Source organism: Streptomyces chengmaiensis (assembly GCF_029846775.1).
Classification (GTDB): Bacteria; Actinomycetota; Actinomycetes; order Streptomycetales; family Streptomycetaceae; genus Streptomyces; species Streptomyces chengmaiensis.
In genome coordinates, this window is sequence record NZ_JARWBG010000009.1 from 1 (window position 1) to 14,207 (window position 14,207).

General features: G+C 71.3%; 13 protein-coding genes. 2 read left to right on the top strand and 11 right to left on the bottom strand.

The genetic code is table 11. The features are described 5' to 3' along the window. Window positions 1-357: 357 nt before the first annotated feature. Window positions 358-1,962 carry an alpha/beta fold hydrolase gene (locus tag QCN29_RS10250; protein WP_279927630.1) on the top strand — a complete coding sequence of 535 codons (1,605 nt, stop codon included), beginning with the start codon at window positions 358-360 and terminating at the stop codon, window positions 1,960-1,962. A 142-nt stretch (window positions 1,963-2,104) separates the two neighbouring features. Here the strand turns inward: QCN29_RS10250 and QCN29_RS10255 are convergent, their stop codons facing one another. The 11 genes from QCN29_RS10255 to QCN29_RS10305 form a co-directional block, all read right to left on the bottom strand. Further along, on the bottom strand, window positions 2,105-2,566 hold the full coding sequence (locus QCN29_RS10255; RefSeq protein WP_279927476.1) for a DUF6278 family protein: 462 nt from the start codon (window positions 2,564-2,566) through the stop codon (window positions 2,105-2,107). A gap of 58 nt (window positions 2,567-2,624) precedes the next feature. Then, window positions 2,625-3,404, bottom strand: a complete 780-nt coding sequence (locus QCN29_RS10260; RefSeq protein ID WP_279927478.1) for an exodeoxyribonuclease III — start codon at window positions 3,402-3,404, stop codon at window positions 2,625-2,627. Between the two features lie 63 nt (window positions 3,405-3,467). After that, window positions 3,468-4,100, bottom strand: coding sequence for an MBL fold metallo-hydrolase (locus QCN29_RS10265; RefSeq protein ID WP_240135109.1), 633 nt, complete (start codon window positions 4,098-4,100; stop codon window positions 3,468-3,470). Between the two features lie 12 nt (window positions 4,101-4,112). Further along, window positions 4,113-5,564, bottom strand: coding sequence for a bifunctional 3-oxoadipate enol-lactonase/4-carboxymuconolactone decarboxylase PcaDC (gene pcaDC / locus QCN29_RS10270; RefSeq protein WP_279927481.1), 1,452 nt, complete (start codon window positions 5,562-5,564; stop codon window positions 4,113-4,115). Window positions 5,565-5,615: 51 nt separating this feature from the next. After that, window positions 5,616-6,254, bottom strand: coding sequence for a hypothetical protein (locus QCN29_RS10275; RefSeq protein ID WP_398859170.1), 639 nt, complete (start codon window positions 6,252-6,254; stop codon window positions 5,616-5,618). A 2-nt stretch (window positions 6,255-6,256) separates the two neighbouring features. Further along, window positions 6,257-7,417, bottom strand: coding sequence for an ROK family glucokinase (locus QCN29_RS10280; protein ID WP_279927483.1), 1,161 nt, complete (start codon window positions 7,415-7,417; stop codon window positions 6,257-6,259). A gap of 381 nt (window positions 7,418-7,798) precedes the next feature. Continuing rightward, the gene (locus QCN29_RS10285; protein ID WP_240135106.1) at window positions 7,799-8,617 is read right to left on the bottom strand and encodes an ATP-binding cassette domain-containing protein; all 819 of its coding nucleotides are present in this window, start codon (window positions 8,615-8,617) and stop codon (window positions 7,799-7,801) included. Continuing rightward, a complete protein-coding gene (locus QCN29_RS10290; RefSeq protein WP_279927485.1) occupies window positions 8,584-9,642 on the bottom strand; it encodes an ABC transporter permease in 1,059 nt (352 codons plus the stop codon). Before QCN29_RS10290 ends, QCN29_RS10285 begins: the two co-directional genes overlap by 34 nt. Further along, a complete protein-coding gene (locus QCN29_RS10295; RefSeq protein WP_450169260.1) occupies window positions 9,639-10,652 on the bottom strand; it encodes a sugar ABC transporter substrate-binding protein in 1,014 nt (337 codons plus the stop codon). The genes QCN29_RS10290 and QCN29_RS10295 overlap by 4 nt, the downstream gene beginning before the upstream one ends. Before the next feature lie 116 nt (window positions 10,653-10,768). Continuing rightward, window positions 10,769-11,797, bottom strand: a complete 1,029-nt coding sequence (locus tag QCN29_RS10300; RefSeq protein ID WP_450169259.1) for a sugar ABC transporter substrate-binding protein — start codon at window positions 11,795-11,797, stop codon at window positions 10,769-10,771. 125 nt (window positions 11,798-11,922) lie between these two features. Then, window positions 11,923-12,696: a GntR family transcriptional regulator gene (locus tag QCN29_RS10305; RefSeq protein ID WP_279927491.1), complete on the bottom strand. Its 774-nt coding sequence runs from the start codon at window positions 12,694-12,696 to the stop codon at window positions 11,923-11,925. A 103-nt stretch (window positions 12,697-12,799) separates the two neighbouring features. On the opposite strand from QCN29_RS10305, the gene QCN29_RS10310 reads away from it, so the two are divergent. Then, complete coding sequence (locus QCN29_RS10310) at window positions 12,800-13,804, top strand: Gfo/Idh/MocA family protein (protein WP_279927493.1); 1,005 nt, start codon at window positions 12,800-12,802, stop codon at window positions 13,802-13,804. The last annotated feature ends 403 nt before the right edge of the window (window positions 13,805-14,207 follow it).

Sequence of the window (14,207 nt, forward strand, 5' to 3'; positions counted from 1 at the left end):
GCCCGGCCGGGGCGGGCCGTCCGGGCCGGGCGGGCCGCACCGCCCGCGCCGGTCCGGCCGCTTCGGCGGCAACCCTGGCCGCCGCGCTGACCGCGTGCTCCGGCGGCGCCTCCGCCGACACGGGCAGCTCCGTGAACGCCGGCGACAAGAAGCGGTGCCCTCGACAACGGTTACGGCGAGTGGAATCTGAGCTGGGAGGAGAGGCAGGCGAAGAGCGCGCTGCACTGAGGGGACGCGAGCGACCGCTTCCATGATTGTTACTCTCACGTAACATACCGACCGGTTACCACGAGTAAGTCGCTGCGGTTACCGTCGGGTCACTTTGCTGACACGAGCGAGGAGTGACCCGTGACACTGATGCGCACGGCTTTGCGTACGGCCGCGATCGGCACGGTCTCAGCGGCACTTCTCGCCGGGCCGGCCGCGGCCGGCGCAGCCGCCGCCCCCGCTCCGGCCGTGTCTCCGGCCGTGTCTCCGGATGCTTACGGCGCGTCAGGGGCGACGGGCGTGCGGTTCGTCGACATCGAGGGCGACGGCGGCACGGTCCTCAAGGCCAATGCCGTCGTCCCCTCCGACTGGGACGGCCGTCGCCGCTACCCGGCGATCGTGCTGCCGACGAGTTGGGGCCTGCCGCAGACCGAGTATCTCGCCCAGGCCCGCAAGCTCGCCGACTCCGGCTATGTGGTGGTGAGTTACAACACGCGCGGCTTCTGGCAGTCCGGCGGCCGCGTCGAGGTCGCGGGGCCCCCGGACGTCGCCGACGCCTCCGCGGTCATCGACTGGACGCTGGCCAACACCCCGGCCGACCCCCAGCGCATCGGAGTGGCCGGGGTCTCCTACGGCGCGGGCATCAGCCTGCTGGCCGCCGCGCACGACAAGCGCATCAAGGCCGTGGTGGCGATGAGCGGCTGGGCCGATCTCATCGACTCCATCTACAGCGGCCGCACCCAGCACCGCCAGGCAGTGGGGCTGCTCGGCGGGGCCGGCTATCTCACCGGCCGGCCCAGCGACGAGATGAAGCAGATCCTCAAGGACTTCCTCGGCTCCAACCTGGCCAGGGAACAGCAGATGATCGACTGGGGCTGGAAGCGCTCACCCGCCGCCTACGTCGACCGGATCAACGACAACGGCGCGGCCGTGATGCTCGGCAACGCCTGGGGCGACACGGTCTTCCCGCCCAACCAGTACGCGTCCTTCTACGAGAAGCTCACCGGCCCCAAACGGCTGGAGTTCCGCCCCGGCGATCACGCCACCCCCGAGGGGGCGGGACTGCTCGGACTGCCCAACGACGTATGGACCAGTGCCCACCGCTGGTTCGACCGCTATCTCAAGGGCGTCGACAACGGCATCGACCGGGAACAGCCCGTCCAGCTCGCCTCCCGCTCCGGCGGCGCCTACGAGGGCTATCCGGACTGGAAGTCGGTCGGCGCGACCGAGCGGAAGATCGCACTGGACGGCCGCAAGAAGATCTACGCGAACCTCGACTCGGGAGCGAACGGCGGGACGGTCATCCTCTCCAGCGCCCTCGACCAGTTCCTGAAGCTCCCGCCGATGGCCGTGGTCCCCTTCCTCCCGCGCTCCTTCGCCGCCGTCTGGCAGTCCGAGCGGTACGGCTCCGAGCAGCGGCTGCGCGGCGCGGCGAAGCTGCACACCACGGTCACCAGCACCAAGAAGAGCGGGACGCTCGTCGCCTATCTGTACGACGTGGGCCCCCTCGGCATCGGCAGGCTCATCAGCAATGCGCCGTACACCTTCCACGGAGAGACACCGGGCCGACCGTTCAACGTGGATCTGGAGCTCTTCGCCACCGCGTACGACGTGCCGGCGGGCCACCGGCTCGCCCTGGTCGTCGACACGGTCGACCCCCTCTACATCGAGCACAACCCATCCGGCGCACAGCTGACCTTCTCCTCGTCAGCAGCCGATCCGTCGTATCTGTCGGTCCCGCTGCGCAAGAAGTGATCACCGGCTGCCGCCGGAGGGTCGGGGCGATCTGTCCTCCGCAAACTATCCATCCCGAAAAGGGACTTCGCTCAGGACACGCATAAAGGGGGCATAAGCCGTATTAATCCTGGCCCACCCGGCGGACCCGGCGCGGCAGGCCCTACGCTTCGGCTGCCTCCGCATAGACCAGTGACAGCTCCGGCGCGCCCGCCACCGCCCAGTCGAGCCCCGCCTCGACCACGTTGATCGTGCGGCCGGAGGCCAGCTCCACCACCGGGTGGCCCCCGGGGCGGAGGCGCCAGTGCGCACCGGGCACCGTGCGGACGATCACCGTGCCGAGGTAGAGGCCCGCGTCGTTGCCCAGCCAGGGCAGCTCCTCCGGGTCCTCGCGCCAGCGTGGCGGGAGCTGGTCGAGGGCCGCCAGCGAGTCCGGCGAGTCGTCCAGTGCGAGCCCCGCCTCCCCCGCCCGGACGCGCAGCAGCTCGCACTCCGCGAGCAGTTCGGCCACGGTCGCCGCGTACGCAGGGTCGTCGACGCGCGGAGGTGCGGCCTGGGTCGGGGTCCCGTCTTCCTGGTCACCGCCGAGACGCTTGAGCCAGCTGTCCAAGAAAGGGATGTTCATACCGCTCACCCTTGCATCCCGGCGGCCGCGCGCACCACCAGGCGCGCGTCGGCGAACGTCAGACGTCGAGATCGACGACGACGGGCGCGTGGTCCGACGCGCCCTTGCCCTTGCGCTCCTCGCGGTCCACATAGCTGTCCTTGACGGCCTCGGCGAACGGGCCGTTCCCGTACACCAGGTCGATGCGCATGCCGCGGTTCTTGGGGAAGCTCAGCTGGCGGTAGTCCCAGTATGTGAACGGGTGGTCGTACTTGAGGGGGCGCGGCACCACATCGGAGAGACCGGCGGACCGGAGGGCCTCCAGGGCGCTCCGCTCGGCGGCGGTGACATGGGTGGAGCCCTCGAAGGCGGCGATGTCCCACACGTCCTCGTCGGCGGGCGCGATGTTGAAGTCGCCCAGCACGGCGAACGGGCGCTCGGCCGCCGCGTCCTGTGCCACGGCCGTCTTCAGCGCCTGAAGCCAGCGCAGCTTGTAGGCGTAGTGGTCATGGGCCACCTCCCGGCCGTTGGGCACATAGACCGACCAGAGGCGGACCGGGCCGCAGTCGGCGGAGATCGCCCGGGGCTCCTGCACACCCTCGTACTCCGGGCCGCCGGGGAGGCCGGTGACGACGCCGGACAGACCGACCCGGGAGACCAGCGCCACCCCGTTCCACCTGCCGTCGGCGTGGACGGCCGACTCGTAGCCGAGCTCGCGCAGCTCGTCGGCGGGGAACTGCCCGGCCGTGCACTTGGTCTCCTGGATGCACAGCACATCGGTGCCGCTGCCCTCCAGCCAGGCCAGCAGCCGGGGCAGCCGAGCAGTGATCGAGTTGACGTTCCAGGTGGCGATGCGCATGGACCCCACCCTAACGGCGGGGTCCGACAGTCACCGGTGCGCGGCGGGCCGGGGAGCCCGCCGTCACAGGTCCGTGCTCTCCCCCGGCGTCAGCCGGCCGTGCTCCGCACCGCCGAGCGCCCCGATCTGGCTGTCGTAGATCGGCCGGGCCAGATCGGTGAGCAGTGCGTCATGGATGTCGACGGCGCGGCGCGGCTTCACCTCGCGCACATAGTCGATCACTTCGGAGATCTTGTTCCAGGGGGCGTGCACGGGCAGCATCAGCGTGTCGACCGGGTGCTCGGGGACGGTCAGCGCATCGCCCGGGTGGAAGACGGAACCGTCCACGAGATAGCCGACGTTGGCAATCCTCGGGATGTCCGGGTGGATCACGGCGTGCAGCTCGCCGTGCACCTGTACATCGAATCCGGCGGCGGTGAAGCGGTCGCCGTGGCCGACCGTGTGGACCCTGCCGGGGAAGGCCGCCGCCATCTGGTCGGCGACGCTGCGCAGGGTCCACAGGGCGGCGGCCGGATTGGACTCCAGGGCCGCGCGCAGCCGCTGCTCGTTGAAGTGGTCGATGTGCTCATGGGTGACGAGGATGACGTCGGCACCGAGCGCCGCGTCCTCCTCGGTGAAGGCGCCGGGGTCGATGACAAGCGTCTGCCCGTCCTTCTCCAGGCGGATGCAGGCGTGCTTCTTCTTCGTGAGCCTCATGCCCCCATCCTGCTACGGACGGGGACCCGTCTCCTCCTGGACGACCGCCTGTGCGACACGGAAGGCCGAATTGGCCGCGGGGACCCCGCAGTAGACGGCCGCGTGCAGCAGCACCTCGCGGATCTCGGCGGGGCTCAGCCCATTGCGCAGCGCGGCACGGGTGTGGAAGGCGAGTTCGTCCAGATGGCCGCCCGCGACGAGCGCGGTGAGGGTGATGCAGCTCCGGGTGCGCCGGTCCAGGCCGTCGCGGGTCCAGATCTCCCCCCAGGCATAGCGGGTGAGAAGGTCCTGGAAATCGCGGGTGAAGTCGTCGGCGGCAGCGTTCGCCCGGTCCACATGGGCGTCGCCCAGCACATCGCGGCGTACCCGCATCCCCGCCTCGTACGGATCGGGGCGCACGGGCCCGGTCGCACCGTCGGCGTTCACGCCGACGCCGGTCGGGGCCGGGCCGGGCTCGGCTGCCGGGGTCGCGGGCGCGGGCGCGGCGGGCTCGGGGGCGGCGGACGCCTCGGGCGCGTCGGATGCGGGCTGGAACACGGGGACGGGCACGGGCACGAAGGCGGGCACGGGCGCGGGCGGCTCCGGCACGAAGGGAGACGCGGCCGCGGGCGGCTCCGGCACGAAGGGAGACGCGGGCCTCATGGGCGCGTTCATGCCCGGGGCGCCGTCGGAGGCGGGCTGCCAGGCGGTCGCGAAGTGGTGGACGAGCAGTTCCGTGACGGCCGCGGGCTGCTCGACGGGGGCCAGGTGGGAGGCGCCGGGCACCAGGGCGAGGCGGGCGTCGGGGATGCCCTCGACCAGTGTGCGGGCCTCCACGGGCCCGGTCAGCTGGTCCTCGGAGCCGACGGCCACCAGGGTGGGGACGGCGATCCGGCCGAGTTCCGCGGTGACGTCGAAGGCGGCGAGCGCCTCGCAGGCGGCGACATAGCAACCGGGGTCGGTGGTGCGGACCATCTGCACCGCCCACTCCACGATCGCGGGCTGGCCGGCGGCGAAGGCCTGGGTGAACCAGCGCTCGGGCGCAGTGCGGGCGATCGGGTCGAGGCCGTTGGCGCGGACGACTCCTCCGCGTCGGCGGAACTCGTCGGGGGTGCCGAAGCGCGGCGAGGCGGCGACCAGCGCCAGGGCGGCGATCCGATCGGGGCGGCGCAGCGCCAGCTCGATGCCGATCGCTCCGCCCACCGCACAGCCCGCGTATCCGAAGCGCTGCACGCCCAGTTCGTCGAGCGTGGCGAGCAGCCGGCCAGCGAGGTCGGCGATGGAGGCGGCGGGGTGGGCGGGCGCTCCGCCGTGGCCGGGCAGATCGAAACGGAGCACTCGCCACTGGCGGGTCAGTTCGGCTATCTGCCGGTCCCACATATGCCAGGTGGTGGCGAGCGATGGCCCAAGGACGAGTACGGGGGCGTCGTCCGGGCCGTCCCACCGGTGCTGCAGGGTCTGCGGGGGCGTATGCGTCTCACTCACCCGACCCACGGTAATGACTTCAGCGGTGTGGTCCGTTCAGGGGCCGGGCATTCAGGGGTTGGTGGTGGACACCACGTACACCCAAGGGCGTTGGGGTTCGGTCAGATCGACCGTGATGTCCCGGGTCGGCCGGGGGTCCTGCTGCCGGTGAGTGGTCCCCCGCCAGTCACGGCCAGGGAGGTCGAAGTCCCAGCCGACCCTCGCCGCGTCGCGGTCGCTGATGGTGACCTCGCCGTCCGCCAGTTCCCCGCGGCCGGTCCCGACGTCCTTCAGGAAGGCGTCCAGGCCCTCGGGGGATGTGCGGAACTGCACATAGAGCCGGCTGGTCTTCCAGTTGCTGGTCTCGTAGTAGGCGACGTTCGCGGAGCCTGAGGGGATCGGCACCTCGAAGACGCGGCGCTTCATCAGCGAGGGCCAGAAGTCGCGCAGACCGGTGGCCGAGGACTCGGCTTCCTTGTCGCGGCCGCTGGCCCGGCTCTGCTGCGCGGACACCACGAGATAGCCGGCCGGGATGCCGATCAGCAGCACGATGATGACGAGCGTCAGCAGCCGGCGCAGGATCATGCGGCGATGGGTCTCGGGCGCCGGGAGCCGGGCGGACTCCGTAGGCCGGGGGGACTCCGCGTGCAGGCCGGGCTCCGGGAGCCGGCCGGGCGAGGGCGCGGTGGGCGGCTGGTGGGGCAGGGTCATGGCTACGGTTCCTGGGTGGGACGGGCAGTGCTCGGGTTGCGGAGCGCCTGCGCATAGCGCTCGTACCGCTCATGGCGCTCCACCCGACGCCGGGTGGCCCGGCGGAAGCGGCGCGCCACCAGCCTGGCGAGGTCCGCGGCGCCGACCATACCGGCTTCGGGGCCGAGCTGGGCCTTGGCGATGCGGGCCTCGGGGCGGTAGCCGCGGCCGGTGAGATGGCGGCGGAAGGCGTCGCGGGCGGGGCCGATGAGCAGATCGTCGGCGGCGCTCACGCCACCGCCGATGACGAAGCAGGAGGGGTCGAGGGCGGCGGCGAGGTTGGCGATGCCGACGCCGAGCCACTGCCCTATGTCCTCGAGGAGTTCGATGCACATGGCGTCGCCCTCCCTGGCCAGCTCGGTGATCAGCGGGCCGCTGATATCCGGGATGTTCCCCTTGACCCGTTCGATGATGTTGTACGCGACCGGGGAGTCGGCGGCGGCCAGCTCACGGGCCTCCCGGACGAGGGCGTTGCCCGAGCTGTACTGCTCCCAGCAGCCGCGGTTGCCGCAGGGGCAGCGGTGGCCGCCGGGCACCACCTGCATATGGCCGAACTCGCCCGCCACGCCGTACTTGCCGCGCTTGACCCGGCCGTCCTCCAGGATCGCGCCGCCGATGCCGGTGCCAAGCGTGATCATGACGAGATGGTCCTCGCCGCGGCCCGCGCCGAATCGCCACTCCGCCCAGGCGGCGGCGTTCGCGTCGTTGTCCACCAGGACGGGGACGGCGAGACGGGCGGAAAGCGCGTCCCGCAGGGGCTCGTTGCGCCAGGCGAGGTGGGGGGCGAAGAGCACGCTGGCGCGGTCCGCGTCGACCCAGCCGGCCGCGCCGATGCCGACGGCGTGCACGTCATGGCGGTCGGAGAGGTCGAGCACCAGCTCGCAGATGACGTCCTCGACGACCTTGGGGCTCTTGGACTTGTCCGGCGTCTCCGTGCGGACCTTCTCCAGGATCACCCCGTCGGCGTCGACGACGCCCGCCATCACCTTGGTGCCGCCGATGTCGATCCCGACGGTCGGCACCCGCGGCGCGGACAGATGCGAGCGGCGCTCGCGTGTCCCCACGGTCCGCAGGACGGTGGCGCGGGCGGAGCCTCGGTTCGCGAAGTCGCGGTACGTACTCATGTCCCCTGGGGGGTTGGGGGCGGGTGCGGTCAGGAACCGATTCTGCCATTGGGCGGGGGCGGGGGCGGGGCGCGCCCGCGGCGGGCCGCTCCCGAACCCGGGACTCCGCCCCCGGACCCCTCTCCTCAAGCTCCCCCGGACTCCGTCCGGGGGTACCCGCACGGGGCTGGATTTTCGGGGGCTCTGCCCCTGGACCCCCTGTACGGCCTTCGGCCGTGTCATCAACCTCCCCAGCTACCTCCCCCGGACTTCGTCCGGGGGGTACCCCCAAGGTGCCCCCCAACGGGCTGGATCTTCCAGCCCCGCCTGGGGGTACCGCCCAGCGGTAGCCGGGGGAGAGTGAGGCGCGGGGGTCCGGGGGCGGAGCCCCGGTGGTCGCCGTTACCGCTCCAGCTCGTGCCGCAGGTCGTCCAGCTCGCTCCCACCCGCCATCTGCCGCGTCAGCTCGTCGAGGCTCACCGAGTCCTTCGTGTGGCTCGCCGTCATCGCGCCGCGCTTCAGCAGCACGAAGCGGTCGCCGACCAGGTACGCGTGGTGCGGGTTGTGGGTGATCAGCACCACGCCCAGCCCCGCGTCCCGCGCGGCGGCGACGTACTTCAGCACGACGCCGGACTGCTTGACGCCGAGCGCGGCGGTCGGCTCGTCGAGGACGAGGACCTTCGCGCCGAAGTAGACGGCGCGGGCGATCGCCACACACTGGCGCTCCCCGCCGGAGAGCGTGCCGATGGGCTGGTCGACGTCGCGGAGGTCGATGCCCATCCGCAGCAGTTCGGCGCGTGTGGTCTCGCGCATCGTCGCGACGTCGAGGCGTTTGAAGGGCCCCGCGCCCTTCGTCGGCTCGGAGCCGAGGAAGAAGTTCCGCCAGACGGGCATCAGGGGCACCACCGCGAGGTCCTGGTAGACGGTGGCGATGCCCCGGTCCAGCGCCTCGCGCGGGTTGGCGAGGCGGGTGTCCTCGCCCTCGATGCGAAAGGCGCCCGCGTCATGCTGGTGCAGACCCGCGATGATCTTGATGAGGGTGGACTTGCCCGCGCCGTTGTCGCCCAGCACACAGGTGATCTGCCCTGCGTCGACCGCCAGGGAGACGCCTTCGAGGGCGCGGATGTTGCCGTAGTACTTGCTGACGTCGGTCAGCTCGACAAGGGGGGCCGAGACAGCGGTCGTGGTCATTTCGTCGCCTCCGCGCGCTTGCGGACCCATGCGTTCAGCAGGGTGGCCAGAAGGAGCATCGCTCCGAGGAAGAACTTGAACCAGTCCGGGTTCCACTCCGCGTAGACGATGCCCTTGCTGGTCATGCCGAAGATGAACGCGCCGACGGCCGAGCCGATCGCCGACCCGTAGCCGCCGGTGATCAGACAGCCGCCGATGACGGCCGCGATGATGTACGTCAGCTCGTTGCCGACGCCCTCGCCGGACTGGACGACGTCGAACGAGAACAGCAGATGCTGCCCGGAGACCCAGGCGCAGAAGCCGACGCCCATATACAGCCCGATCTTGGTCCTGACGACCGGCACGCCGACCGCGCGCGCCGCGGGCGCGTTGCCGCCGACCGCGAAGATCCAGTTGCCGAAGCGGGTGCGCAGCAGGATCCAGGTGGCCAGGGCCACCAGCGCGAACCACCACAGGATCGTCACCTTGAGACTGACGTCGCCGATGGTGAGCTGGGAGGCGAACAGCGCCTTCGCTGATTCAAAACCGTCCATGTCGGCGATGGACTTGGTGGACACCGTGCCGCTGATCAGCTTGGTGAACCCGAGGTTGAGGCCGGTCAGCATCAGAAAGGTGCCGAGTGTGATGATGAAGCTGGGGAGCTTGGTGCGGGTGAGCAGCACTCCGTTGAAGACGCCGACCGCCAGGGTGGCCAGCAGCGACACCGTCACCCCGACCCATACGTTCGCGGTCAGCTGGTAGCTGACCATCGAGGAGACCAGCGCCGAGGTGGTGACCAGGACGCCCGCCGACAGGTCGAACTCCCCGCCGATCATCAGCAGCGCCACCGGCACGGCCATGATGCCGAGCGTGGAGGCCGCGTACAGGACGGTCGAGAAGCTGGACGTCTGCAGAAACGAATCCGCGACGACCGAGAAGAAGATGAAGACCGCGACGGCGCCGACGACCGAGCCCAGTTCCGGGCGGCCGAGCAGTCTGCGCAGCGGTGAGGTGTGCAGCAGCCGCTCGTCCGCGGTCTTCTGCGGTGTGGCGGCAGGTGGTGCGGTCGCGCTCATCGGGTTCCCCGCTCCGTGTAGTCCCGCAGCTCGGCGGCGTCGTCGCGGGTGACGATCTGCGGCCCGGTCAGCACCGGGCGCCCGCCGCCGAGCACCTCGGCGTTGTACTTGTAGAGCCACAGCAGATCCACGGCCTGGTAGCCCTGGAGATGGGGCTGCTGGTCGACGGCGAACCCGAGCGACCCGGCCTGGAGGGCTGTGGCGACCTTCTCGTTGAGGTCAAAGGTGTCGATCTCGGCCTTGCTTCCCGCGCTCTGCTTGGCCTGGACCGCGGCGTCCGCGAACGGCGCGCCCAGGGTCACGACGGCGTCGATCGAGCGGTCGGACTGCAGCTTGGCCTCGATGGCCGCCCGCACGTCGGGCATGTTTGTGCCTTCGACGTAAAGGCTCTGCATTTCGCCGTCGAAGGCCTTCTCCGCTCCGGCGCAGCGCTGCTCGTGGCCGACGTTGCCCTGCTCGTGCAGCACGCACAGGGCCTTCTTCCTGCCGCGCCGGTCGAGTTCGTCGCCGACGGCCTCGCCGGCGATCGTCTCGTCCTGGCCGACATGGGTGAGGGCGCCCAGCTCCCGCGACTCGGCGGATCCGGAGTTCACGGTGATCACCGGAATGCCGGCGGCGACGGCCTTGCCGACGACGGACTTCATCGCGTCGGGCTTGGCCAGCGTGACGACCAGGCCGTCGACGTCCTTGTCGATGTACGACTGGACGAGCTGGGCCTGCTGCTGCCCCTCGTCGCTGTGCGCGTACAGGAAGTCGACGTTGTCCTTGGCGGCGGCCTGCTCGGCCCCGCTCTGCACGATGTCCCAGAAGGTGTCGCCGTCCCCGGAGTGGGTGACCATGGCGAAGGTCCACCGGGGGGTGGTGACGGCGGCCCGCCCGGCGGCCTGCTGCGCCTTGCGGGCGTCCTCGGCGCGCTTGCCGCCGGTGCTGCTGCAGGCGGTGAGCGTGGCTCCGAGTACCGCCGCGAGCACCGCGCCGAGCGCGCGTACCCCTGTCCTTGCCCTTGCCACGACGCCGTGCCCTTCTTGCTGTGCGGCCATGCCGGCCTGTGCTCCTCGGTGCGGCCGGGGGTCGAAACGTCCCGGTCCGGCCGCCCAAGTATGGTTCACGGCGATGGTGAGCGCGGTCATCGGGTGCCGTCGGCCGTGAGCTTCTCCAGCGCCGGCACATCCTTCTCGGTGACCAGGGCGGGCCCGGTCAGCACCGGCTTGCCGCCGCCGATCACATTGCCGTTGACCTTGTGGAGCCAGAGTTCGTCGACGGCGAGGTAACCCTGGAGGTAGGGCTGCTGGTCGACGGCGAAGCCGATCTCCTTGGCCTTGAGCCGCTTGACCACCTCGGCGTTGAGGTCAAACGTGTCGATCTCCGCCGTGGAGCCCGCACCCTCCCTGGCCTGGACGGAGGCGGCGGCAAAGGGCGCGCCCAGCGTGACGACGGCGTCGATGTCCTTGGAGCTCTGCAGCTTGGCCTCGATGGAGGAGGTGGAGGCGGGCATGTTGGTGCCCTCGACGTTGAGGTTCTCCACCGTGCCCCGGAAGGTCTTCTTCACTCCGGCGCAGCGGGCTTCGAGGGAGACGTTGCCCTGCTCGTGGATCACGCAGAGAGCTTTCTGCTTGCCGCGCCTGTTGAGCTCCTCGCCGACGGCCTCGCCCGCCACGGACTCGTCCTGGCCGATGTGGCCGAGCGCGCCCAGCTCCTTGGAGAACTCCGCTCCGGAGTTGATGGTGACCACGGGGATGCCCGCGGCGACGGCCTTCTTGACGACGTCCTGCATGGCCTCCGGCTTGGCGAGGGTGACCACGATCCCGTCGACCTTCTGGTCGATGTAGGTCTGGACGAGCTGGGCCTGTTCCTTGCCCTCCTTGTTGGCCGCGTAGAGGAACTCGACGTTGTCCTTGCTCGCGGCGACCTTCGCGCCGCTCTGGACGATGTCCCAGAAAGTGTCGCCCTCGCCGGAGTGGGTGACCATCGCGATCTTCATTCGCTCGGTGGCGGCGGGCTTGCCGCCGGCCGCTGCCCCGTCGGAGGGCTTGTCGTCGGCCCCCTTGCCGCCGGAGCTGCTGCATCCGGCGGTCGCGGCGAGTGCCAGTGCGGCGAGCAGAGCTGCCGCCATACGGGCTCGATGGGCTCTCAGGACTGTTCGGGCATTGCGCATGGTGGGTCCCGCCTTCTCTCCCGGCCGCCCCGTGGCGGCTGAGGAGAGTTTCTACGCAGGCAGCCCCGAGCCGTCAATACTTTGTCCGAACATTCTGACGCGGATTGGCCGAGACGGTGACGCCGCTACGGGCGGACGAGGAGCTGAAACTCGAAGGCGTAGCGCGACGCGCGGTAGATGTGCGTGCCGAACTCCACGGCCCGGCCGGTGTCGTCGAACGCCGTGCGACCCATGGTGAGCACCGGCGCGCCCGGCTCCTCGGTGAGCAGCTCGGCCTCGGCGGCGGTGGCGGCCCGCGCGCCGACCGACTGGCGGGCGCTGTGCAGGGTGATGCCCGCGGCCCGCATCATCCGGTACAGGCCGGTGGCCTCCAGCCGCTCGCTGTCGCAGTCGACCAGCCCGGCGGGCAGCTGGTTGCGCAGCAGGGCCATCGGCTCGCCGTGCGCATAGCGCAGCCGCTCGATCAGCTGGACGTCGCTGCCCTCGGGGATGCCGAGCGCCGCCGCGGCCTCGGCGCCCGCCGGTTCGAGGGCGTTGCGCAGGACGACGGTGGCGGGGCGCTGGCCTGCCGCCTCCAGGTCGTCGTAGAGGCTGCTGAGCTCCAGGGGCCGCTTGACCTGGCTGTGCACGACCTGGGTGCCCACGCCGCGGCGGCGCACCAGCAGACCTTTGTCGACGAGGGACTGGATGGCCTGGCGGACAGTGGGGCGGGACAGGCCGAGGCGGCTCGCCAGCTCTATCTCGTTGCCGAGGAGGCTGCCGGGCGTGAGACTGCCCCGTTCGATGGCCGCCTCGAGCTGCTGGGCGAGCTGGAAGTAGAGCGGGACCGGGCTGGTGCGATCCACGCTGAGCTGGAGCGACAGCGACGCGTCCGCCGTGTGTCTGGGCTGCTTGGGCACGGGAGTGAGCGTAGTCGTCAGGGATGTTGACGGGAAGTCGTGAAGTTCGGTTGTCAGGACAAAGTCTTGACACGGCGGCATCGCGGGCCCCACCTTTGGGCGCATGCGCATCGGACTCATCGGAACGGGACGTATCGGAAGCTTCCACGCGGGCGTGCTCAGCCGCCATCGCGATGTGGGCTCCCTGGTCGTGGCTGACACGGACGCGGGACGCGCGGCCGAGGTCGCCGAACGCACCGGGGCGACGGCGGCCCCGGGGCCGGACGAGATCTTCACATGGGGCGTGGACGCGGTCGTGATCGCCTCCGCCACCGCCGCACACGCCGAACTGATCGCCCGCGCCGCACGCGCCGGGCTGCCGACGTTCTGCGAGAAGCCGATCGCACTCGATCTGCCGGGCACGCTGACCGCGCTGAGCGAGGTGGAGAGCGCCGGCACGCTCCTCCAGCTCGGCTTCATGCGCCGCTTCGACGCGGGGTACACGGCCGCGCGCGAGCTGGTCCGCTCCGGGCGGCTCGGCCGACTGCACACCGTACGGGCGGTCACCTCCGACCCCGCGCCGCCGCCCGCGGCGTATCTGCCGCTCTCCGGCGGGCTCTACCGGGACTGTCTGGTGCACGACTTCGACATCCTGAGGTGGGTGACCGGACGCGAGGTCGTCGAGGTGTACGCGTACGGCTCCGACGCCGGCCCCGAGATGTTCCGCGAGGCGGGTGACGTGGACACCGCGGCGGTGCTGCTCACGCTGGACGACGGCACGCTGGCCACGGCGACGGCCACCAGGTGCAACGGCGCGGGCTACGACGTGCGGATGGAGCTGGCCGGCGAGCTGGACCAGGTGGCGGTCGGCCTCGACGACCGCACCCCCATCACCTCGACCGAGCCCCAGGGCCCACCGCGGGCCGACAAGCCGTGGCCCGGCTTTCTGGAGCGGTTCGCCCCGGCGTACGAAGCCGAACTGGACGCGTTCGTGCGCGCGGCGCGCGGAGAGGCGGACAACCCGTGCGACGGGCGCGAGGCGCTGACGGCCCTGCGGATCGCGGAGGCTTGCGAGCTCTCCCGGCGGGAGCGGCGGCCGGTGCGGCTGGAGGAGATCCCGGGGGCGTAGGGGCGGGGGCGTTGGGGGGCGGGGGCGTTGGGGTGACCCGGCCGGGCCGACCGGGCCCGGGTGACCCGGGTGACCGGCAGTCCAGCCGGGCCCGCGTGCGGCCCAGCCCGCACAGGTGACCCAGCTGGCCCAAGTGGCCCGGTCGACCCAGGTGACGCGGCTGGCCCGACGGCAGCCGGGCCCGCGTGCGGCCCAGCCCACACAGGTGACCCAGCTAGCCCAAGTGACCCGGTCGACCCAGGTGACCCGGTCGACCCAAGTGACCCGGCTGGCCCGAGTGACCCGGTCGACCCAAGTGACCCGGCTGGCCCGGGCGGGCCCGGGCGGGCCCGGGTGACCCGGGTGACCGGCAGTCCAGCCGGGCCCGCGTGCGGCCCAGCCCGCACAGGTGACCCAGCTGGCC